The 23,562-nt window shown below is 40.7% G+C and carries 16 protein-coding genes and 2 pseudogenes; 9 read left to right on the forward strand and 9 right to left on the reverse strand.

Annotated elements, in window-relative coordinates; genetic code table 11:
• Positions 1–255: 255 nt before the first annotated feature.
• Both ACN222_RS06290 and trpS read right to left on the reverse strand, forming a co-directional pair.
• Positions 256–651: a hypothetical protein gene (locus tag ACN222_RS06290; RefSeq protein ID WP_010995440.1), complete on the reverse strand. Its 396-nt coding sequence runs from the start codon at positions 649–651 to the stop codon at positions 256–258.
• Between the two features lie 645 nt (positions 652–1,296).
• Positions 1,297–2,304 carry a tryptophan--tRNA ligase gene (gene trpS / locus ACN222_RS06295; protein WP_010995441.1) on the reverse strand — a complete coding sequence of 336 codons (1,008 nt, stop codon included), beginning with the start codon at positions 2,302–2,304 and terminating at the stop codon, positions 1,297–1,299.
• A gap of 175 nt (positions 2,305–2,479) precedes the next feature.
• Between trpS and pip the strand changes: the two genes are divergently transcribed.
• Positions 2,480–3,430 carry a prolyl aminopeptidase gene (gene pip / locus ACN222_RS06300; protein ID WP_010995442.1) on the forward strand — a complete coding sequence of 317 codons (951 nt, stop codon included), beginning with the start codon at positions 2,480–2,482 and terminating at the stop codon, positions 3,428–3,430.
• Positions 3,431–3,524: 94 nt separating this feature from the next.
• Positions 3,525–4,265 carry a DUF429 domain-containing protein gene (locus ACN222_RS06305; protein WP_010995443.1) on the forward strand — a complete coding sequence of 247 codons (741 nt, stop codon included), beginning with the start codon at positions 3,525–3,527 and terminating at the stop codon, positions 4,263–4,265.
• Between the two features lie 19 nt (positions 4,266–4,284).
• On the opposite strand, the gene glgP is transcribed toward ACN222_RS06305, so the two are convergent.
• From glgP to ACN222_RS06320, 3 genes are all read right to left on the reverse strand, one after another.
• Positions 4,285–6,849: an alpha-glucan family phosphorylase gene (gene glgP / locus ACN222_RS06310; RefSeq protein ID WP_010995444.1), complete on the reverse strand. Its 2,565-nt coding sequence runs from the start codon at positions 6,847–6,849 to the stop codon at positions 4,285–4,287.
• 275 nt (positions 6,850–7,124) lie between these two features.
• Positions 7,125–7,448: a hypothetical protein gene (locus ACN222_RS06315; RefSeq protein ID WP_010995445.1), complete on the reverse strand. Its 324-nt coding sequence runs from the start codon at positions 7,446–7,448 to the stop codon at positions 7,125–7,127.
• Positions 7,439–7,618, reverse strand: coding sequence for a hypothetical protein (locus ACN222_RS06320; RefSeq protein WP_010995446.1), 180 nt, complete (start codon positions 7,616–7,618; stop codon positions 7,439–7,441). Before ACN222_RS06320 ends, ACN222_RS06315 begins: the two co-directional genes overlap by 10 nt.
• 837 nt (positions 7,619–8,455) lie before the next feature.
• Between ACN222_RS06320 and ACN222_RS06325 the strand changes: the two genes are divergently transcribed.
• The 4 genes from ACN222_RS06325 (at position 8,456) to ACN222_RS06340 (ending at position 13,142) form a co-directional block, all read left to right on the forward strand.
• Positions 8,456–8,584, forward strand: coding sequence for a hypothetical protein (locus ACN222_RS06325; RefSeq protein ID WP_255449162.1), 129 nt, complete (start codon positions 8,456–8,458; stop codon positions 8,582–8,584).
• A 632-nt stretch (positions 8,585–9,216) separates the two neighbouring features.
• Complete coding sequence (locus ACN222_RS06330) at positions 9,217–9,912, forward strand: acyltransferase (protein ID WP_044520859.1); 696 nt, start codon at positions 9,217–9,219, stop codon at positions 9,910–9,912.
• Between the two features lie 337 nt (positions 9,913–10,249).
• Complete coding sequence (locus ACN222_RS06335) at positions 10,250–10,366, forward strand: photosystem II reaction center protein I (RefSeq protein ID WP_010995449.1); 117 nt, start codon at positions 10,250–10,252, stop codon at positions 10,364–10,366.
• Between the two features lie 178 nt (positions 10,367–10,544).
• Positions 10,545–13,142 carry a DUF3769 domain-containing protein gene (locus ACN222_RS06340; RefSeq protein ID WP_010995450.1) on the forward strand — a complete coding sequence of 866 codons (2,598 nt, stop codon included), beginning with the start codon at positions 10,545–10,547 and terminating at the stop codon, positions 13,140–13,142.
• A gap of 38 nt (positions 13,143–13,180) precedes the next feature.
• On the opposite strand, the gene ACN222_RS06345 is transcribed toward ACN222_RS06340, so the two are convergent.
• The 3 genes from ACN222_RS06345 to ACN222_RS06355 all read right to left on the reverse strand — a co-directional run bounded on the left by ACN222_RS06345 (position 13,181) and on the right by ACN222_RS06355 (position 18,822).
• A complete protein-coding gene (locus ACN222_RS06345) occupies positions 13,181–14,677 on the reverse strand; it encodes a hybrid sensor histidine kinase/response regulator (RefSeq protein WP_010995451.1) in 1,497 nt (498 codons plus the stop codon).
• Between the two features lie 21 nt (positions 14,678–14,698).
• Positions 14,699–17,524, reverse strand: a complete 2,826-nt coding sequence (locus tag ACN222_RS06350) for a PAS domain S-box protein (RefSeq protein ID WP_010995452.1) — start codon at positions 17,522–17,524, stop codon at positions 14,699–14,701.
• A 656-nt stretch (positions 17,525–18,180) separates the two neighbouring features.
• Complete coding sequence (locus ACN222_RS06355; protein ID WP_096637254.1) at positions 18,181–18,822, reverse strand: response regulator; 642 nt, start codon at positions 18,820–18,822, stop codon at positions 18,181–18,183.
• Positions 18,823–19,159: 337 nt separating this feature from the next.
• Between ACN222_RS06355 and lipA the strand changes: the two are divergent.
• Positions 19,160–20,063 (forward strand): annotated as a pseudogene (lipA, locus tag ACN222_RS06360) (lipoyl synthase).
• A gap of 318 nt (positions 20,064–20,381) precedes the next feature.
• Positions 20,382–20,517, forward strand: a pseudogene (locus ACN222_RS06365) (photosystem I protein PsaX).
• A 102-nt stretch (positions 20,518–20,619) separates the two neighbouring features.
• On the opposite strand, the gene ACN222_RS06370 reads toward ACN222_RS06365, so the two are convergent.
• On the reverse strand, positions 20,620–21,486 hold the full coding sequence (locus ACN222_RS06370) for a branched-chain amino acid ABC transporter permease (protein ID WP_010995456.1): 867 nt from the start codon (positions 21,484–21,486) through the stop codon (positions 20,620–20,622).
• 190 nt (positions 21,487–21,676) lie between these two features.
• Between ACN222_RS06370 and hrmK the strand changes: the two genes are divergently transcribed.
• Positions 21,677–23,488, forward strand: coding sequence for a hybrid histidine kinase/response regulator HrmK (hrmK, locus tag ACN222_RS06375; RefSeq protein WP_010995457.1), 1,812 nt, complete (start codon positions 21,677–21,679; stop codon positions 23,486–23,488).
• Positions 23,489–23,562 lie beyond the last annotated feature (74 nt).

A 23,562-nucleotide genomic window follows, 5' to 3' on the forward strand; every position in this document is an offset into this window, starting at 1 on the left:
TTTCGTGTTCTCTCTTTGTATGTTCTTACCTTAATTATGAAGTATTTTTAGACAAAATTTAGCTATCAAAGTTTACCCTATTTTCTGTCTAAAAGCCTTACTGGTAATCGCTTATGAGGATTTTTATTTTATACTTAAATTATAGTTTTGGTGCAAAATTACTAATGAAGATATTGCAATTAGTTACACAGCTAGGGGCAAGATATATTTTGCCCCCACAATAATATGTATTACACTCGATGGGAAACTATTGTATTAAACGGTTATAGCAGTTTCATTTGATGTTTTCTCAGAATTAGATTTCAAGCGTGTCAACCTGCTTTTACGGATACGTTCACTATCTCTAACTCCACCTGCAAGTTCATATTCACTACTGTTTTTACCATACTTAAACCCAACTCCCATCAACATTTTATCTGAAACCTGATTTAATGTCTTCTCCATTTGATCTAGCTTAATTTTAGAGGAATCAACTATTGCTATGGCAGCGTTATAATCATCAAGCATTTTTTGAAACTGCTCGATTAATTGCGCCAAGTTTTGTAAGTTGTAAGTATCATCAAACTTAAGCTTTGGATCAATTGCTTTCAATCCGGCAACTCTAAATTCTGCTTTTTCTAGAATCCGGGAACTACGCTTTTTTCTAGCCATAAGATTACATTTTCAAAACTTTACAAAGCTATTTTGTCTCAATTAAGCTAGATTCTAGTTCAGCAAAATTCACATTTTATTTTGCCGATTTTTTGATTTATGTCCGTAATTCCGCTTAACGCTCTTTTATGACTCTGATGAAAGAAAAAAATGTAGGTTGGGTTGAACTTTAGTGAAACCAAATAAAACCAAGGATTTTTCGTGTTGGGATACTCTACGAGAAAGCTGCGCCTATGTTCCTCAACCCAATCTACTCGTAAATTTATCAAAGCTTTAACAATCAAGGATTATGAATTTTTATTTAACGAGAGTAGTAGAAGAGCGTTAATTGCTTCAATATATAGCCTATTTAATGCAGAGTTAAGAGTGATCGTTTTAATTTTAAGGTTTAATGCTTTAACCTCAAGGCTTCATGTTGTCAGGTTAAAGCTTAATACCTTAACCTCAAGGCTTAATGTTTCAACCTTAAGGGTCAACATTTTAATATTGACGACTAAGGATGTCTGAAAAGTCTTTAACAATGTATCTAATCAGTTGATATCCCCCTAAATTACACTTTTTAAGGGGGAATTTAATTCTAGTTACCCCTTTTTTAAGGGCAGGGGTTGGGGGTTAGGTTTGAGAGAAATTTGCACGCCGCATAAATTAAACAGGTGCAGAATAGCCTAATGCTGCTTTTACATCTGCTAGGGTTTGGTTGGCGACGGTTTCGGCTTTTTCTCGTCCGTCACGCAATACAGACTCTAAATAGCCTTTGTCGGCGGTGATTTCTTGATATTTTTCTTGGATGGGTTTGAGGGCGTTGATTGCTGTTTCGGTGAACAAGGGCTTGAATTGTCCCCAGCCCATATCTTGACATTCTGCGGCTACTTCTTCTTTCTTTTTACCAGACAGCAACATATATAACGTTAACAAGTTATTGCATTCTGGGCGTTCTGGGTCGTCAAAGGTTAAACCTTTTACGGGATCTGTTTTACAACGTTTAATTTTATTAGCAATCTGGTCTGGTGGGTCTAAAAGGTTAATGCGGCTTAACTCTGAGGGGTCGGATTTCGACATTTTGCGTGTCCCATCTGTCAAACTCATCACCCTTGCGCCTTCCTTGCGGATTAAAGGTTCTGGCAATTTCATCACAGGTTTATCTTTGGCGAATTGGTGATTAAATCTGTTGACAATATCCCGTGTTAGTTCCAAGTGTTGCTTTTGGTCTTCACCTACCGGCACTTTATCGGCTTGGTAAAGCAAGATATCAGCCGCCATCAGTACGGGATAAATTAACAAACCTGCACCGACGTTTTCCCCTTGCTTAACGGCTTTTTCCTTAAACTGAATCATGTCTTGCAGCCAATTCAGGGGGGTGATGCAGTTGAGGAACCAAGCAAGTTCACTGTGGGCTGAGACGTGGGATTGGACAAAGATATTCGAGTATTTTAAATCAATACCACAGGCTAAATAAAGTGCAGCGATCGCATAAGTGTCTGCCGCCAATGTAGCTGGATTATGCGGTACAGTAATTGCGTGTAAATCCACTACACAAAAGAAATTATCGTACTGGTCTTGAATTTCTACCCAGTTGCGAATCGCCCCTAAATAGTTACCCAAATGTAGATTACCAGTTGGTTGAACTCCAGACAGAACGCGCTGCTTACCCATAAATCCTAGTTTAGTTATCTCAAATTCCCACCTTGTACAGTGGCGATGGCAAAACACATATCATTTTGACATTTTCTAGTCTGCTGTGGGGAGATGATTATCTAACCAGTTGTGCGATCGCCTATACTCAGCGCTGTCTATTATATGATTACTGAACTACTCCTCAAGTATTAAAATGCGCGAACTTTACCCACCCATCGAACCTTATAAAGAAGGTAAGTTACAAGTTTCCCAATTACACACCATTCATTTTGAAGAATCAGGAAACCCCCAAGGTAAACCCATAGTTTTACTGCATGGTGGCCCTGGTGGTGGTTGTCCGCCAGTTTATCGGCAATATTTTCATCCTGAAAAATGGCGGTTGGTAATGTTTGACCAACGTGGCTGCGGTAAAAGTCAACCCCATGCAGAATTAAGAGAAAATACAACTTGGGATTTGGTTAATGATATTGAGAAACTACGAGAGCATTTAGGAATAGAAAAGTGGGTGGTTTTTGGTGGGAGTTGGGGCAGTACTTTATCATTAGCTTATAGTCAAACTCACCCTGAGCGTTGTTTAGGCTTAATTTTACGCGGGATATTTTTACTCAGACAAAAAGAGTTGCGTTGGTTTTATCAAGAAGGTGCTAGTTATATTTTTCCTGATGCTTGGGAGGAATATTTGCAACCGATTCCTGTAAATGAAAGAGACGATTTACTCACAGCTTATTACCAACGTTTAACTAGTCCAGATTCACAAGTTAGACGAGAAGCGGCTCGTGCTTGGTCAATTTGGGAAGCTAGTACTAGTAGATTATTTCCTGATACCCAGCTAAAGCAAACTTTTGGAGCAGATAATTTTGCTGATGCTTTTGCGCGAATTGAATGTCATTACTTTATGAATAAAGGATTTTTCAATTCTGAGGATCAATTACTATTAAATGTTCATCGTATCCGCCAGATTCCATCGGTGATTGTCCAGGGACGTTATGATGTGGTTTGTCCAATGACATCAGCTTGGGAATTACACCGGGCTTGGCCGGAAGCAGAGTTTATTGTAGTTCCTGATGCTGGTCATTCGATGAGTGAAGTGGGGATTCGTAGTGCTTTGATTGAGGCGACGGATAGGTTTGCTGATGGAGGCTAGAGATTATCCTTTTTAACGCGGAGTAACGCTAAGGTTAGCGCAGAGGTACGCTGAGGATTTTTCTTGTATATTCTGAGGTATTAAACTGACACAAATGAAATTTATTGGGATTGATTTAGGTTGGAAGTCTCAACCGAGTGGTTTATGTTGTCTGCAATTAATTGAGGGTAAATTAGAGATAGTTGATTTAGATCGTCAAGATGCGATCGCTCATATTTTCACCTGGATAGATACCTGGGTGCAACCAAATGAACCAGCAATCATCGGCGTAGATGCACCCACCCTTATACCTAACTTGACGGGAAGTCGTCTCCCTGACAAACTCACCCATAAATATTTTGGTAAATATCACGCTGGTTGTTACCCAGCCAACCAAGGTCTAGCTTTTGCAGAACGAACTATAAATTTTGGTTTAGAATTGGAGTCTCGTGGTTTTGCCCATGCGCCGACAATAGAAGCGCAAAAATTAGGCAGATATCAAATAGAAGTCTTTCCTCATCCCGCAATAGTTCAGCTATTCAGTTTAGATCGTATTCTTAAATATAAAAAAGGGCGCATCAGTGAGCGCCGCTTAGAATTAATCAAACTTTATCAATATATTGTGGATATCCTACCCACAATGGAACCTACTTTGTGTGTAAAAAAGTTATCCCTTGGTGAAATTCCCTACACAGGTGCAGAACTGAAAGCCGCCGAAGACAAACTAGATAGCTTAATTTGTGCTTACGTAGCTGCTTATTGGTGGTATTGGGGAGAACAACGTAACCTAGTATTAGGCGATCGCACTACTGGTTACATTGTCATCCCTAAGTCAGTGCTGAGTCTTGAATTGTGATTCCCAGCACTGTTTTGTTTTAGTCAGCCCAAGCAATCAACCTGGGTTCATAAGGACTAGACAGGTGTGGGTGTTTTGGCAATACACGCAAGGATAAACCTTGTAAACCAGAGGTGGTGTAAAGGATGTTAGCTGTATAAACACTCAAGCCATTAGTGTCTTGTCCTTGATAATCCATGACTACGGGTATAGCACTGACGATATCGCCGTTAGCATCAATGGAACCTTGATATAGTTCAACTTGGACATCATCATTGTTTAATGTTGTCAAGTCTACTTTGGCTTTGACAGCAACGGTTTGATTAACTTCAATATCTGCACCTGCGGATACATCGATATCTTTGATTTTGATATTAAACCAATGGTCAGTAAGTTTAGCTTTCCAATCTGCTAATTCCTTAGCTGGGGCATAATTATCAGATGTTAAAGTGTGATAGCGATCGCTTGCTGGGAAGTAAGCTCGTTGTGCATATTCCCTGACCATCCGCGCTGTATTAAAGAAGGGACAGTTTAACCGGATAGCGTCTTTCATTTTGGCAACCCAGGGACGGGGTAAACCATCGACATCACGGTGGTCGTAAAATAAGGGTACGACTTCTTTTTCCAGTAAATCATAGAGAGCATTGGCTTCTACTTCGTCCTGGTAGTTGGGATCATCGTAATTTTCCCCATGTCCAATCGCCCAGCCTGTGCGGACGTAATCGGCTTCATCCCACCAACCATCTAATACACTCAGGTTCGGTAAGCCATTCATGGCGGCTTTCATCCCGCTAGTACCAGATGCTTCTCTGGGACGGCGGGGTGTGTTTAACCAAATATCGCAACCAGCAACCATCAACCGGGAAATATGAATGTCGTAGTTGGGAACAAACACTATTTGTTTTTCTAAGTGTTGTTCGCGGATAAAGTGATTAATTTCGCGGATGAGTTCTTTCCCTGGAATGTCTTTAGGGTGGGCTTTACCAGCGATGACAAATTGTACCTTGCGGTCTTTGTTGCTGAGTAAAATACGTTTAATGCGTTCGACATCGCGCATCCACAGGGTAGCGCGTTTGTAGGTAGCAAAACGACGGGCAAAGCCTATAGTCAAAGCGTTGGGATCAAGAACTTCCTGGGCTTGGAGAATTTCGGAAGCAGAAGCACCGCGATCGCGCAGGTGTTTAACTAAGTGGTCGCGCACATAGAGTATCATGTCCAGGCGACAACGTTCGTGATTCCGCCACAACTCCTCATCAGGAATTGCATCCATCCGTTCCCACAATTGGTTATCTGGTGGCGCTGATGACCAATTTGGCCCCAAGTAGCGATCGTATAATTCCTGGGTTGATTTGGCAACGCAACTACGGGCATGAACACCGTTGGTAATTGCCGCAATTGGTACTTCCTCAACAGGAACCTTTTTCCACAAACCTTGGAACATTTGCCGGGAAACCACACCGTGTAACTGGGCTACACCGTTAGAAAATGTCGCCATCTTCAACGCCAAGACAGCCATACTGAACGGCCCAGATAAATCGCCTGTATTTTCTCGCCCTAACCCTAAAAATTGCTCTTTGGGTAAGCCAAAGATGTCTGCATAATAACCAAGGTAATACAGAATCTTGTCAGGAGAAAATAAGTCAATTCCTGCCGGTACTGGTGTATGGGTTGTAAAGATGTTACTCGAACTCACCACCTGTTTAGCTTCCGCATAACTCAACCCCTCTTCTTGAATTAACAAGCGGATACGTTCTAGGGCTGAGAAGGCGGCGTGGCCTTCATTCATGTGGTAAGCCGTGACTTTATAACCCAAAGCCTTCAACATCTGCACACCACCAATACCCAACATAATTTCTTGGTGGATACGCATATCGATATCACCACCATAGAGTTGGTCTGTGATGTCGTGGTCGTAGGGGTTATTCGGCTCAATATTCGTGTCCAGCATATACAGGGGAACTGTTCCCACCTGTACCCGCCAAACTCTGGCATACACCTTGCGTCCGGGGTAATCCACCGCAATCTGCAATTCTGAACCATCAGGATTGCGTTCTAGGTGCAAGGTCATGTTGTAGAAATCGTTAATCGGGTAACGTTCTTGTTGCCAACCATCAGCATTGAGATACTGAGCAAAATAACCTTGCTGGTACAGTAAACCCACACCAACCAAGGGTAGCCCTAAATCACTAGCTGATTTTAAGTGATCCCCTGCCAGAACGCCCAAACCACCAGAATAAACAGGCAGACAATCTACCAGTCCAAATTCAGCCGAAAAATAGGCGTAACATTCTTTTGGCTGCTGACCGCGTTGTTTGTGATACCAACTACGCTCTTGTAAGTAGTCATCTAATTGACGGTTAGCACGATCCAACTGTGCCAGGAAGCCTTCATCTTCCACAACTTCCAAAAGCCGCCCTTGACTGATTGTACCCAGCATTAGTACGGGATTGTGGTGACTAGATTCCCACAAGTCTGGGTCTAAGCGACGAAATAAATCTTTAGTCTCAACGTTCCAATCCCAGTGTAAATTATACGCCAGTCGCCGCAACGGCTCAAGTCGCGGCGGCAAGGAAGGAGAAACATTGAATGTGCGAATCGGCTGCATAGGTTAGCAAAGCTCCTAGTTTAGCTATGGATATTGTTCACTGTCTTTCCCCAATGTTGCCAATTCTTTATACTATGTTTGTAAAATTGCCATGACTTTGTTAAGGAATGGAAATCTTTGCGCCCATACCTGTTAAACTCCGTGCCATCAGTCTTTTTATTACGTTACTGGTTGGCAAAACCTGCATCTTAGGTGTGAAAATCTCAAGATTCTCTTAACGATTATTTTAGATCCCCGACTTCTTGGAGAAGTCGGGGATCTTGCAGGATAATTTTTCATGTACCGAGGGAAGGCTGATCTGGTGAGTTTTTGGGCATTGTCAGCGCGACTGCGGCGGCAAATGTCATCTCGGCGGCTATTTGATAAGCAAGTTTAATGTTAGACTTCTTGTCTCTGCTGTTATTAGTTGTGTAGGATTTATAGTTGAGTGATTCTTGCTTGACCCTGCCAGAGGCGATCGCCCGTTGTAAGATAATCAACGCATCTACATCTTCTGAATCAAAGTTTGTTTTTAGCAGCACTTGAATTTGGTTTTGATCAGCAATACTCAAATAACCAGTATTTAAAGCTTGTTGGGCGATGTCCTGAATTAAAACCATAATCCGTGCCAACCATGTAAGTTTATAGTAATACCTGATACTGCGAATTTTTGGGCGATCGTAGAACCTTGAACGAAGGGAAGTATATCAGGATTGTTTCCAAAATCTACAACAACTGACAGCCAAAACACATCCCCCAATTGGCTCACCTGATTGGGGGATTTGTACATTTTTGGCTATTTTTACTATTGACAATTAAAAAAGTATTGTATGTTGCATCTGCAAATGATTTATCCAAAATTGTCTCTCAAGCTGACTGCATTTAAGTCCAATATCTATAACCAATATTTAATTTCATTTTTGAAAAAAATTAAGTACAGCCCCATAAGGCTTCTTCACTAATCCCTATCTACACCAGTACGTATGTCTATGCCACAGCAAATATAAATCAAAGCTGACTTGTCTATCCAGCGATCGCTTTTCCTGGTGGTTTGAGTAAAATACAGGGAAATGCAACATACATCATCCTGAAAATATTTTTGCAACAAAAATATTCAAAATTAATCAGTAAAATTCGCTACCACAATCTCACATATTGCTTTTTATGTCTAAATTTATTTAGATTAGAACTTACGCAAACAGGTTATCTGTTGAGTCCGGGTGTAAGGGTTTCAAGCATTTATACCCTTGTATCCCTATCCCATACACCCTTATCCAAAGCCTTGATATTTCTTTTTCATGGGTAAGTCTTATAAATTTAAGATTTGCTTGTAAATCAAATCTTGATTGACTTTCTTCCGGATATTTTTCATAGTATTCTCCACACAATATACTAACTAATGCCATTAGAACCTCAAATATAAATATGTAGCTATACTTACATAAAACCCACTTTTGTTATTAACAACACATCAAATTTATTACATATCAACAATATTGAAGAAACTATTTCTTGCGGTTGATCCACAAACAATAAAATGTGTTATACTGGTGAGCAATTATTGTTAAAAACCATTCATGTGATCATAAGCGTGATTAGGTTAGTTCATAAATCATCAGTGTGCAACATGATGAGAGCAGCATACTCTAAAAATTCGTTGCCGGAGAGTCGCCATAGCAATCGGGGAAGCGCTTACTTGTTTGCACCGATGGTGAATTTTAATGTGATGGCTGAAGTTGGAGATACTCCACCGTAAATTGGTGAGATTCCATTAAAATACCAAGTATTATTCAACACAAATTACATTTTCATATATAGACAAATTTCCTCAAAAATTTTATTTAGTCTGGGAAAAATGTATTTGAGTTGACAAAAGCTTGTTCAATTGGGTTGTGAAAAATAATTCGCTGCATATAGGGCGGATGTCAGACTAAAAATAACTATATCCATCTGTTGCTATTGTCTAACATTAGTGAAATTAGTCTGTCTCAAGCTAGACCAACTCACAATTTAATACTCTGAGTTGTAACACTGTAATTACCTGAGCATTAGCTTTTATATTGCCGGAGATAAAAATAGCAACAATCTTGGGAAAATTGATCGATAAATGCCACCAAGATATGTTGTTGCTGGCAACGCAGCTAATCAAATTGAGTGGAGAAAAACAGCATATTAATTCTGTTATCTCTGGGAAAAATTACAAACGTTATAAACCTGGATTTCAACTCAAAAATACTTTGAGTTATATCCAGCATAGTGGGTATTCATGTATCAATACTCACTAAATTAATACTGGATAAATATCAGGATAATTGGCACTACAGAACCAAAGATACATATCCAACACATCAGCCACATCGTTCACAATATTTATCGGATAACTTAATCATGAATCATCAGAGATATTCTGCCAAATTACAGCGATTTCAAGAACTTCTGGCAATCACTGTTTTCGGGAATATCCCCACACTACTGTTAGGCCCAAAATTAAGGAATCTCGTATATCGAATGATTTTTGCTCACATAGGCAGCCCCGTATATATTCAACATGGAGTAGAATTTACCAACGCTTCTAATATTGAAATCGGCAATAGTGTACATCTCTTCAACGGTGTCCGTCTTGATGCCAAAGGGCATCCAAATAATAAAATTGCTTTGGCAGATGGAGTGGCAATTGAGCGCAACGTTGATATAGGGTGTCTGGAAAATACGTGTATTCACATTGACGTGGAAACTTTCATTGCTTCTGATGTTTGTATTTCTGGGCCAGGAGACATCACAATTGGTAAGCGTTGCATGATTGCTGCTCATTCAGGTATATATGCCAACAATCACAACTTTACAGATCCGATATTGCCGATTAAATACCAAGGTGTTACTCGTAAAGGAATTGTGATTGAGGATGATTGTTGGCTAGGACATGGAGTAACGGTATTAGATGGTGTGACTATTGGTAAAGGAAGTGTTATTGGCGCAGGGGCAGTTGTCACCAAAGATATTCCCCCATTCTCCGTAGCTGTAGGCGCACCTGCACGAGTAATTAAAAGCCGCATTGCCCAGGATTTAGTTGCATCTGGAGATTAGGAAGTTGGAAGAAGCGGGTGGGGAGTGGGGGAAGAAGCAATTACCCATCACCAATTAACGAAATTGATATAATTCCTAGCTTTTACCAATTTATCTTCAAGATAGGAAACCTCTGGCTGAAGAAAACGTCACAAGATGAACTAGTTAACAACTAAATCCTATTCAGGGTCATCCACTCGGTCAGAAAAAACTGAGCATTACCTAAGGAAACTGAACATGGTCTTAACGACCACTGCGGCACTCTCAAAAAGTAACGAGATGCGGGTAATATAAAGAAACTACCTTTTCTGCATGGCAGATACTGAGGACGAAGCTCTACCTTTTGGAGATATCGCAGATGCTCACTTTAAAAATCGCTGTTTATATTGTTGTTGCTTTCTTTGTGGCTATCTTTGTCTTCGGATTTTTGTCTAATGACCCAGCTCGTAACCCCGGTCGTCGGGATTTAGAGTAAAAGCGAGACAATTGATCCGTGAGCGCCGGAAGTTAGAAAACACCAGACTGAAAAAAACACTACCTGCCAAAGATTTTTCCTTTGCAGTGTAGTGTCTCCCCTCAGGGAGTTTACTCAAGCACAGGTGAATTCATTCCGGCTATTAATTGGCTATTTGTTAGGTTGATTGTGTCCCAATATGCTTCATCCAGTTCTGCCGCCTGCACCGCCTTCCCTTGTTGAACCTATACAACCTGCAAATTCCACCCCATCTGCTAGTGATAGTCGATTTTATTTAGTTAGTGAGATTGATCCCACTCAGCAAAAAAAACCAGAAACCGCCAAACCTCTAGAGACACAGTTGCAAAGTTCAACTGTAGAGAAAACAGAAGATTCTTTGCAGTTACCAAAACCCACCAGCCATAAAACAGACCATTTAATCGCAACTCCTGTTCTGTCAAAGCCCAGTACACCAGAAACCTTTACTTCAGAATTTTCTCCCCTTACCCCTTCTAGTAGCGCCGTTAATTTAGGACAAACCTTGGCAATTGGTTATTCTGTCCAAAACAATACAAGTGCCAATTCCCCAGTCTTCCCTACAGCAACAATTCCTCAATCTGTCCAAAACAATACAAGTACTAATTCCCCAGTCTTCCCTACAGCGAAAATTCTGCCAGATGTATCACCTCCAACAAAACTAGTCGCCTCGCCATTGACTAAGCAAGAACAGAAAGACGAGGTTACTGTACAACAGACTGGGGACAAAATTAATATCTCTGTATCTGATAGTGACCCAGTAGTTAATAATCAACCAATTCAAAATGTTATTGAGTTTAAGTCGCGCAACTCGTTAAATAAACTATCAATACAAACTGTCACGCCACCTCTTAGTTCACAAGCACAGTCACCAATAACAACTCAAACACCTGCTACACCCAACAATACATTACCAGCCCGACAAAGAATTGTAGAAGTGACTTCAGATCGGCAGGAGTATGATGAGCAAAGACGCGTTATTACTGCCGAAGGTAATGTATTAGTACGGTTTGATGGGGCGCTGCTGGATGCCGATCGCGTGCAGGTTAATTTAGATAACTTGATTGCGGCAGGAGAGGGAGATGTAGTTTTAACTAGAGGAGATCAACTATTACGAGGACAACGCTTTACTTATAATTTTGTCCAAGACACTGGGGAATTAGAAAACGGAAGCGGTGAAATCAACGTACCCTCAGCATCAAGAGATTTTGCTTTCTTACCCACTGATGTGACTGCTGGTGGCGTTCCACAACAAGCACCAAGCAACTCCATCCGCACCAATCAACCTTTTGCTAATGTCAGTAGTCCCGGTGGCATTGAGTTTACATTTGGTGGCGGAAGCGAAGCTAGTAATCTTCCTCCTCCCAAGGCTGGGGGTGAGGTGAAGCGTATTAGGTTTGAAGCCGAGCAAATTGATTTCTATCCTCGTGGTTGGCAAGCGCGAAATGTGCGCCTCACAAATGACCCATTTTCACCACCAGAATTGGAGTTACGGGCAGATACAGTCACCGTCACGCGGGAAGCCCCTTTAGTTGATCGGATCACCACACAGCGACAGCGCTTAGTTTTTGACCAAGGCTTGACCTTACCAATCCCCATAAATCAGCAGAAAATCGACCGTCGAGAACGGGATACCACACCCTTTATCGTCTCTCCTGGCTATGATGGCGATAAGCGGGGCGGTGTTTTTATTGAGCGCGGTTTTACACCTATTAGTACAGATAGTACTAATTTGCAGATCACACCCCAGTTTTTCGTCCAGAAAGCCATACAAGACAGTGATGATGTGACGGGGTTATTTGGTGTCAAAGCCAGATTAAATTCTGTTTTAGGTACCCGATCCGTACTTGAAGGTATCGGAGAACTAACTAGTTTCAATTTTGACGACATAGACGAGAATTTAAAAGCGAGTTTGCGTTTACGCCAATCTTTAGGCGATCGCAATCCTCATGTGGTGAATTGGGAATATAGTTACCGCGATCGCCTCTATAACGGTACACTTGGCTTTCAAACTGTCCAAAGCAGTTTGGGTGGTGTGATTACTTCTCCAGTTATTCCTCTAGGGAACTCTGGGATCAATCTCAGCTATCAAGCCGGCGCGCAGTATATCAACGCCAACACCGACCGCCAAGACTTGCTAGATCCCATCAGAACCAATGATCGAGTCTCTCTTGGTCGCCTACAAGGTAGCGCCGCCCTGAGTAAAGGGTTTTTACTATGGCAAGGAAAACCACTACCACCCACAGCCACAGAAGGTTTAAGATATACAGCTAGTCCTGTAGTTCCTTACTTACAGGCGATCGCTGGTATTACTGGTACTTCTAGCTACTACACCAATGGCGACAATCAAAGCACCCTGATTGGCACAGTTGGCTTAGTAGGGCAGCTTGGTCATTTTTCTCGCCCCTTCCTTGACTATACAGCTTTTAACGTCCGTTATTCCCAAGGTTTAACCAGTGGACTATCGCCCTTTTTGTTTGACCGCTACGTTGATGAAAGAGTACTCAGTGCTGGTATTTCCCAACAAATTTACGGCCCTTGGCGTTTAGGTTTTCAAACATCAATTAACTTAGATACTGGTAAAGAAAGTAGCACAGACTACATTGTTGAATATAGCCGACGCACTTACGGAATCACCTTGCGCTACAATCCGGTACTGGAATTAGGCGCTTTTAGCATCCGGATTAGCGACTTTAACTGGACTGGCGGTGCAGATCCATTTTCGGAAGTTAGACCAGTTGTTGGTGGTGTGAGTCAGTAGTGAAGACTACCTTTGTTGATCAACAACTGACAACTGAATTATTGATAATTTAAAGGTAAAGTAATTGTAAACGTAGTCCCCATACCTTCTTGAGAGCTAAAAGCAATTTCTCCTTTGTGGGCTTCAACGCATCTTTTAACTATCACTAAACCTAGCCCAGTACCCTGAATTGATTGAGAATTAGACGCTCGATAAAATGATTCAAATAGATGGGATTGATCTGCGATGGGAATACCAATACCTTCGTCTTGAATCTGAAAAATTGCCACGCCTTTAGTTTGATCACAAGTTAAATCAAACCTGATAGTTTCATTTTGGGGAGAATACTTGACGGCGTTAGAAAGTAAGTTTACAAATATGTAATGTAATAGCCGTTCATCCATAAACGCATTTGTCGTTTCATCACTACAAGTAAAAATAATTTCATGTCCGCTAGTTTCCACAGCTGTGAATTCTTCTATTAACTCTTGACAAAATTCCTTTAAATTCAAGAGTACAAGGTTACACTCAAGCTTTGCTGCTTCCGATTTCCCCATAAAAAGGACATCTTCCATGAGTAACTTCATGGATTGTACAGCACCTTTAATTCTCCTTATATATGTGTTTTTTTTGGTTTCGGTTAGATTTTGTCCGTGTAATTCTATCAGTTCTATTGCTGTTTGTATTACACTCAAAGGATTACGAAATTCATGAGAGACAGTAGAGATAAATAAGGATTTAAGATGATTCAGTTCTCGTTCTTTTTGTAGTGCTTGCTCTAGTAGTTCTGTTTGTCTTCGTTCACTGAGATCCCAAAAAACAATTACCACACCGTTGATTTTGTTTGGTAGTCCCATGATGGGCGAAGCACTATCACCGATAGGCACTCTTCTGCCGTCTTTTGTGATCAAAGATGTATATTCGTCTAAATAAACTACTTTTTGTTCTCTGAGAACTTTTGTAACTGGGTTTTCTAAAACATTTTCTGTAACTTCGTCAATGATATTAAAAATCTGGGATACCTCGTGTCCAATCGCATCTGCTTGATGCCAACCAGTAATTTCCTCGGCGGCTGGGTTCATAAATGTGACATTTCCAGACTCATCAGTGGCGATAACCGCATCACTAATTGAGTTTAAGAGCGTTGCTAATCGGTCACGATTTTCTCTTATGTCCCTTTCTAAGCGATGTTTCATCAAACCCATTTCAATGGAAATACGCAAATCCTTAGATGTAAATGGTTTTACAATATACCCCAATGGTTGAGTTATCTTTGCCCGTTCTATAGTATTATCATCGCCATAAGCAGTTAAAAATATAACTGGTATATCTAAGTGTTCCCGAATGTAACTGGCAGTGGTGATACCATCGATTTCACCTTTGAGGATAATATCCATGAAAACTAGTTCTGGGCTAGTCTCTATTGCTTTAGCGATCGCCGCTTTTCCAGAAGAGGCTGTACCTGTAACAACATAACCTAGTTGATTAAGTTGACTAGCAATAGTTCTAGCTACGATCACTTCATCTTCAACGACTAAAATTTTGACTGGCTCCATTGTAAATTTACAGTTGTTCAGTTAATGCGGAAATTGGATTTTAAATGTAGTTCCGGGTTGACGTTCGATACTAACAGTGCCTTCTAGTTGTTCTGTTACTAAGTCATGAACTAACGAAAGACCTAAAGAATCTGTATACCGCCAATCTAAATTATCTGGTAAACCGATACCATTATCTTTAATAGTCAGATCAATTTTGTCATCAACTTTTTGTAAATCAATTTTTATTGCGCCTGTTGTTTTTTGAGGAAAAGCGTGTTTAAGAGAATTGGAAATTAGTTCATTGATAATTAAGCCGCAGGCAATGGCTTGATCAAGATTTAACTCAACCGGGTGGATATGAGTTTCTAAGCTGATTTTTCCTGGCTCTAATTGATAGGATATTAAAATACTCGTAGCTAAATTATTGATATAATCAACAACATCAAGTTGTCCAATATTTGGTGAAGTATATAAGTTCTTATGAATCATCGAGATGGACTCAACACGGTTTTGACTTTCTTGCAGAGTTCTGATTAATTCTGGGTCTTTGAGTGTTTGAGAATGAAGTAGTAATAATCCAGAAACTATCTGTAAATTATTTTTAACCCGATGATGAACCTCTTTGAGTAAAACTTCTTTTTCCGCTAAGGCACTTCTCAAGCGAACTTCTACTTTTTGGCGTTCAGCCAATTCATTCTGGGCTTGTTGAAGTATGCTTGATTGTTGGATGGCGATCGCAATCGGGACGGAAAGTTGGTCAAGCAAATCTAGTTCATGTGCTTCCCAGTCCCTTGGGGTAGAACATTGATGGGCTATTAATAAACCCCAAAGCTGCGGCACAGTGTTGCCTTCACTGACTTCTAACAGAATAGGTACAACTAAGTTGGCTTTAACTTGAAATTGTTCTAATAAACGCAGATGACAATCAGTTAATTCGGCTGTGTAGATGTTAGCGATCGCTCTTTTGTGTCCTTGACGATAATCTGCTCCTGCTCCTGACTGGAAACAATTATCTTGAATATCTGCGCCTAGAGCAATTTTCCATCCAGGCTTCACCGATTCTGCTACAATTTTACCACTCATATCTGGGGCAAACTGATAAACCACGACCCTATCGACATCAAGCAAGTCTTTAATTTCTTTAACTGTGGCATTGAGAATATTTTGTAGATTCAGCGATTGGCGAATCCGTTGAGCAACAGCACGCATTAACTGTTCTCGCTCAACCTGTCCCTTCAAAGCCCGTTCGGTTTGTTTACGCTTGGTAATTTCTTGACCAATACCAATTATGCGACCATCGGCAAGTTTGATATTTATCCAAGAAGTATCTAATACTTGCCCATATCTTGTTTGAGTTCTAAAATCACACCAAATACATTCCCCGGATTGGATAAAATTGATGACTAATTGACGATATTCAGGCTGAGGATATAATTCTGCAAAAATATCAAGGGTTTGATAATCTCTCAAACTCCAACCTAAAAGACGATCTAATTCTTGATTTACCCATTGAATCTGACCTTCAGGACTAATCAGTGCAATCATCAACGGGATACCAGTAAAAATACTTTGTAAAAGTGCATTTTTTTCTTGCAATTTGGCTTCAATATTTTTGCGCTCTGTAATATCGTAGAGTACGGTTAAAATTGCATATTCATTATTGAAATTTAAGTACTGAATTGAGGCGATCGCCCAAAATGAAGTCCCGTCACTTTTCTTGAATTGAATATCATAATTCTGAAGTGATCCATGTTGACTAAGAGCTTCTAATATCTGCTGTCGGTCTTCTGGATTTTCGTATAAATCTGCGGCATAGTGATTAATTAAATCATTTCCAGATAGCTGGAATGTTTGCAGAAATTCGGAATTAGTATATAAAATTAAGCCATCATCAACGCGGGAAATTACCAAAGGTACAGGAATTGCTTCCAAAATAGTTCTAACTCTGGTTTCACTTTTTTGTAGGTTCCGTTCTATTTGAATATGTTCGGTAATATTTATGGCATCGACTAAACAAGCTTTATAACCTGAATGTTCTATATAATTAATAGCTAATTCAACATCAATAACTTGTCCACTACTTAGACGATGCTGGCATTCCATCAGGAAGGGAAATTGAAAGTTCTCCTGTTCTATATCTCTGATTAAATCTGAGATAAACTCAGGTACGAAAACTTGGGCAAGCTGCATTTCTAAAAACTCTGCTCTTGAGTAACCATATTGTGTAATAGCAGCTTGATTAACATCTAAAATTTGTAAAGTTCGCCGCTCACATATCCATATAGGACGAGGATTATTTGTGAACAATAAATGAACATATAAGCTGCTTTCATGGCTAATTTGCTTTCGGTGTAACTCTAATTGTCTGATGACTTGACGCGCTAAACGTTTGAGTATTCGTTGTTCTTTTAAACTCAAGTTACGAGGGGTAGAATCTATCACAGCCAGACAACCCAAGGCAAAACCCTCAGAGTTAATTAAGGGAACTCCTGCATAGAAACGGAAAGCGGTTGGCTTTTGCCTCACTAGGGGATTTTCTACAAATCGTTCATCTTGCCAGGTATCAGGAATAATCAATATGTCATTCTGCCCAATTGTATGAATACCAAGACAGATATTACGTGGTATTTCTAATTCAGTAATTCCTACTTTTGACTTAAACCATTCTCTTTGAGCGTCTAAAATACTGATTAGAGCGATCGGTGTATTACAGCTATCAGCAGCAAGATTTACCAGATCGTCAAACTCTTCTTCTGGTGGTGTATCTAAAATGCGATATTGATAGAGCGTTTCTAAGCGTGAGCTTTCACTGTCGTTAAACAACATTATTGCTTTATTTGAGGAAAAATTGATGATATGCTGCATTTTTAAGGATAAATTTCAGCTTTAAACTCATCTGTAAAGTCTAGCTAAATTTTTGATTATTTCTTATAACTATATGCTTACTGTTCAATTTGGAAATAATGCTTATTATGGTTGATAATGCTTACTATATCAGGGGTTTGTTGGACAATGGTTACAATATAGAAATTTAGATATATTCAAAGATTACGCCAAATTACTATATTTTAAATAGGACTTATACCAATTTTCGATGAAGATACGCGTAATTATTTTAGAACTAGCGAATTGTTACGAGAAAATCTCTGCGTACCTTGGCGCTAACCACCCTGCGGGTAGCCGAAGCGTCTACAGCCTTACTCCGCATTAAAAAGACTGAAATTTGGCGCAGCTAGTTAATAGTGATACTTGCAAAAACAGTAGCCTACGGCAAAGCGTAGGCTAGATAGGAAACAACTATGACTCTCAACTTATAATCGATAGCGATCGCTTTGATCAAATTCTCTATGGACTGACAAGCAGTTGACTTTCTCCGGCACTTACCTAAGGTATTTTAAATGCTACATAGCGTTACTGTACGCAGTCGGCAATAGTGTAACCTCTGTATACAACACGCCCTATAAAGCCTAAGCGTGCCACAGAGAACATAAAGATACTCTCCCACCGACCGCAGCTCATCGCTACTTAATTTTTTGTTTAATAAAAGTGACTACTTGCGCGAGCTGTTTCTTCAAACCTTCAATTTCTGCCTGCATTTTAGCAACTTTGTCATTAAGTGCTTGAATTTCAGCAGCCGCATCTGCATCTATTCCAGCCGTTGCTACTTTAGTAGTTGTAGCAACAGTAGGTGCAGCTACTGTTGCTACAGCGCCATGTGTAATAGTAGCAGTGGCGGCTGTATTGCCATTCTTAGCAGCAACTGCTCCCACTGGTTCTTGGCGCGGTAGTTTAGCCTTAGTCATTGCTGACTTAATCGCATTAATTAGCTGTTTCTGATCAAACGGTTTACCCAAAAATTCAAAATACTCGAAAGGTTCGGTGATTTTTTCCGTCACCTCTTCCTTCCTCCCAGACATAATTACCAAGGGAATTTTTCTCAGTTCAGGATGAGCTTGAACTTGCTGGAATACTTCCCAACCACTCAATTTAGGCAGCAGGAAATCCAACATGATCAAGCTGAGTTTTTCTTGTCGGATGAGATTTATCCCTTCCAAGCCGTCCTTGGCTTCTAATACCTCAAAATTGCCAGGGGGCAACATTTCACGTACTTTTACCCTGACAACGGTAGTGTCATCGATAACTAAAATTTTGTTACTTGCCACGACTGATTACTCTAAAAGAATATTGAAGTTTAAATAGCTGCTTCCCTGAGGGATGCTGTGTGAATTCCGAATGACCGTGAGAATCTCCCCACTATATCCAACATTGTTATTAATTGGGGGATAGTATATTTCGGTATAAATGTCGTCGTCGGCAGTGTTTAACAAAACTTTTAGGAGATGGAGTAATGAGGGAAAATAGAAGAGAATTTATACTCATTTGGTATGACGCATTCTCTACGTCTGTCTTTCATTTGAAGTTATATTTCTCTTCATCCCCCTTCTCCTGCAACCATTACATACAAGAGATATTTATTTTTATCTAGTCAACTACAAGCCTATGACTGCCTCACAATCTGCTCAGTTTAAGTCGGAAATTACGGCAATGCCCAGTTGGTTGCGCCGTCCCATTGGCAAAGCTAGCGAACTGTCAACAGTACAGCGCATTATTAAGCAGCGTCAAATTCATACAATTTGTGAAGAAGGTCGCTGCCCGAATCGGGGTGAGTGCTATGCCCAAAAAAACGGCTACATTCTTACTTATGGGGCCTACCTGCACCCGTGTCTGTGCTTTTTGTCAAGTCGATAAAGGTCATGCACCGATGCCACTTGACCCAGAGGAAGGGCAAAAGGTGGCAGAAGCGGTACAACTTTTGGGACTGCGTTATGTAGTACTTACGTCTGTAGCTCGTGATGATTTACAAGACCAGGGAGCAAGCCACTTTGTCCAAACTATGGAGGCAATCCGTCAATTAAATCCAGGTACTCAAATTGAAGTTTTGACACCGGATTTTTGGGGTGGTGCAGGTGCGGGGGAATCCGGACAACGCCAGCGCATAAAAATGATTGTAGAGGCACAACCGGCTTGTTTTAACCATAACATTGAGACAGTGCGCCGCTTAACCGGGCCAGTACGCCGGGGTGCGAAATACGATCGCTCTTTGCGAGTTCTTTCTCTGGTCAAAGAACTCAACCCCCGTATTCCCACCAAATCAGGCTTAATGGTGGGACATGGCGAGACGGTTGCTGAACTAGTTGAAGCAATGACAGACTTAAGGAACATAGGATGCGATCGCCTAACTATTGGTCAGTATATGCGCCCATCCCTAGAACATCTACCAGTCCAAAAATATTGGACACCAGAAGAATTTGAGCATCTAGGCAAACTAGCCAGAGAAATGGGCTTTAGCCATGTCCGTTCGGCTCCACTAGTTCGCAGTTCCTATCATGCTGGAGAGGAGTGAAGAGGTAGGGGTGTGGCAATACGGTTCGGTTAAGGGATTTCTTGGTTAAGGCAGGCAGGGGAAGGCAGGGGAAGTCAGGGGAGAAGAGAAGCAGGGGAAGAGAAAAATTATGAAAATAACCTCCTTTCCTCCCCTGCCTCCTCTGCTTCAAGAGCTTATCCGAACCATATTGAGGGGTATGGGGGAAGAAATTCTAATTCCCTACTCAGCAATCACTCCCCTAATTCTCGATTCACACAAATATTTTTAAAGAATATGGGCAATTGTGTCCTCTGTTTGGTATTTCTGAAAAAGTCATGACATAAGGAGAACCGATTTATGGCTAAGGCCAAAATTTCCCCAGTTGCTAATACCGGCGCTAAAACCCCCCTATACTTTTCGTACAGGTTGGGCATTGTTGCTACTAGCTGTTAACTTCCTGGTAGCAGCCTATTATTTCCACATTATTCAATAGTTAAACTTGGGGAGTAGGGAATAAGGACGAGGAAGAGGGAAAAATTTCACCCAAGCCCCAGACCCTAATCCCCAGTCCCCAAACTAAGTGGAATGGTGTTGCTCACATCGTGCCTTTAAATAAACCTTTAGGACGAATGAGCAACACCAAAATCATGATTAGTAGGGCTACACCTTGTTTGTATTGGGAACCTAAGAAGGGTGTACTAACTTCTTGAACAATACCAATGATAAAAGCTGCGGCGATCGCACCGTAAGGGTTGCCAATACCGCCCAAGATTACAGAAGCGAATAGCGGCAGAATCAAGAACCAACCCATATTGGGACGCACTGCCGTAATTAAGCCATACATACTGCCACCTAAAGAGGTGACTGTGCCGGCAATTAGCCAAGTCCAAAAAATTACTTGCTCTACATCAATACCTGAAACCTTGGCTAAATCCAAATCGTCAGCAACAGCACGCATCGCCTTACCAATTTTTGTGTTTTGTAAGAGGTAGTGCAGTGCGCCGATGGATAATACTGCCAATGCCAACACCAGCAATTGATTTTGTGGTACTTTCACTCCGAAAATATCTAAGGCGGGGGTGATGGGTAAATTATAATTTTGGTTCCTGCCACCCCAAATTAAAATAATCCCGTTACGCAGGAATAATGCCAGCCCAATTGAGATAATAATAAGAGTAGTGGAATTAGCTCGAATCGAGCGCATTCTAGACCATAGCAATTTTTCTGACAGTAACATTACTCCCACCGTTCCCACTACTGCCACTATCATCGATAACCAAATATTTACCCCAAAAGTGTTGACAAAAAAAGTCAGATAAGCCCCTAAAGTTAAGAAATCACCGTGGGCAAAATTAGACAACCGTAAAATTCCATAAGTTAAAGTCAGTCCCACAGCTGCAAGAGCGATAATACTACCTACAGCAATACCATTGACAATCAGTTGAATCGTTTGTATGTCCATATTGCTAATTAAATAAGCTAATCTATAGTTATTTAGAAAGTGGTGATTGACAACAAAAATCTCCAGTTTATTACCGAAAATCAGTACTATAAGTTATGATTTATCGACAAAAAAGAATTGTGAGCTAATATACATAGAATCGTGTTTGCATTTTTTGCAAAACTAAAGTTGTTCAACGGTCTAGTTGACCATGCAGCAGTATTCAAGCTTACCAGAACACAACTCATCGATAGACACAACGCCAACTCTGTTGGCAGAAAGTCAGCAGCTTTGCGCTGAGTTATGGCTGGAACGCAGCTTGAACCAGCTACAGACACGCCTGCATAATTGCTTAGAGTCTGCTTTCAACACTGTTGCCACAAGAACCACAGAAGCGGATATTTTCCAAACAGTGGTTAATGAACTAGACATTGCTTTAAACAGTAGCAATGTAGGTTTCCCTTTGTGTGCTGTGGGTATTGCTCTGTTGCAACCGCAAGCAGCAGTTGGTAAAGTTTACTATATTTCTCGCCCTCTATCTCTAGGCTGTCAACCTCCACTCTTAGAAGAGAGATGCAAAGACGGGAAAAAACTGCGATTGCAATTGCAAGAAGCGATCAAAATCACAGATTTACAAAAACTTGAAAATCAACAACCTCCGCGAGCTTGGCAATTAAGGGATGATTTTGATGGTGTGATTGGGTGGTTGCTTCTGGCGACAGATAACTTAAAGCCTCACGAAAACACGTTTACCGCACCACATCCTCAACTTAATACACAACTAATGGAGCGGTCAGCCGAACAATGTGTGAAGGCCTTAGTGCATCTCAAAAAAATACAATCTTTGCAACAGAAATCTCAAAATTTAGGTATTTCTAATCAGGAATTGGAGCGGACTAATCAACTGAAAAATCAGTTTTTAGCCAATACAAGTCACGAAATTCGTACACCTCTAAGCTCGATTATTGGTTTTACTCACCTGCTTCTAGCCCAAGGTTACGATCCAACAAGAGAACGTCATCATGAATATTTAAATATTATTCAATCTAGCGGTAAACACCTATTGGCTCTGATCAACGATATTTTGGATCTCTCCAAGATTGAAGCCAATCAGTTAGAAGTACAGTGGGAAAAAGTTAATGTACCAGAACTTTGCCAAAATGTATTAACGCTGATCAAGGAGAAGGCCGCAAATAAAGGGGTGAAATTATCTTTGGAATTAGATCCCAATATCAAGACCTTTGTTGCTGACCCTCTGCGGCTCAAACAGATGCTTTTGAATTTGTTATTTAATGCTCTCAAATTTACCAATCAAGGCACCGTTGGCTTAAAGGTGACACAGCAAGATTCATTTATCCACTTTACAGTCTGGGACACTGGTAGTGGTATTTCTCCAGAAAATCTGGCGTTACTGTTTCAACCATATTTCCAAATTCCTAATTCTTCCGTTGCTCAACATGAAGGTACTGGTTTAGGTTTAGTGGTGACTCGTAAACTGGCAGAAATTCACAATGGTTCTGTAGAAGTAGAATCCCAAGTTGCTCACGGTTCCCGCTTTACTATTATTTTGCCTCTACAACAGAATGAGCAAGTATTAGTAGGAGAAGATGTGGAGGATGAAGAAACGAAATCTGCTGCATCTTTGACACCTAACAGTTCAAAAGAAATTTTGTTAGTTGAGGATGATTTACCCAACGGTGAATTGATGCAAACTCACTTGTCTAAGTTGGGATATAACGTTACTTGGGTCAAGAATGCCCATGAAATGTGGGCTAAACTTGACGAACAACAAGCAGCAGTTATCTTAATGGATGTCCGGTTACCCGATGGAGATGGTTTAGATTTAGTCAAGCAGTTGCGAGAAAAATCTCAATATCAACAGATTCCTATTATTGCCCAAACGGCGATGGCGATGAAAGGCGATCGCGCCGTCTGTCTATCTGCTGGGGTCAACGACTATATTTCTAAACCCATAGATTTAAATCTCTTGGCCAGTCTGGTGGCTAAGTATAGTCAGCTTTAGGGATTGGGGACGAAAAAGTAAAAAGTGAAAAGGTAAAAGATTTTTCTTTTGACTGTTGGCTTGGACTGGGGATT

This window comes from Anabaena sp. FACHB-595 (genome assembly GCF_048568275.1).
Classification (GTDB): domain Bacteria; phylum Cyanobacteriota; class Cyanobacteriia; order Cyanobacteriales; family Nostocaceae; genus Trichormus.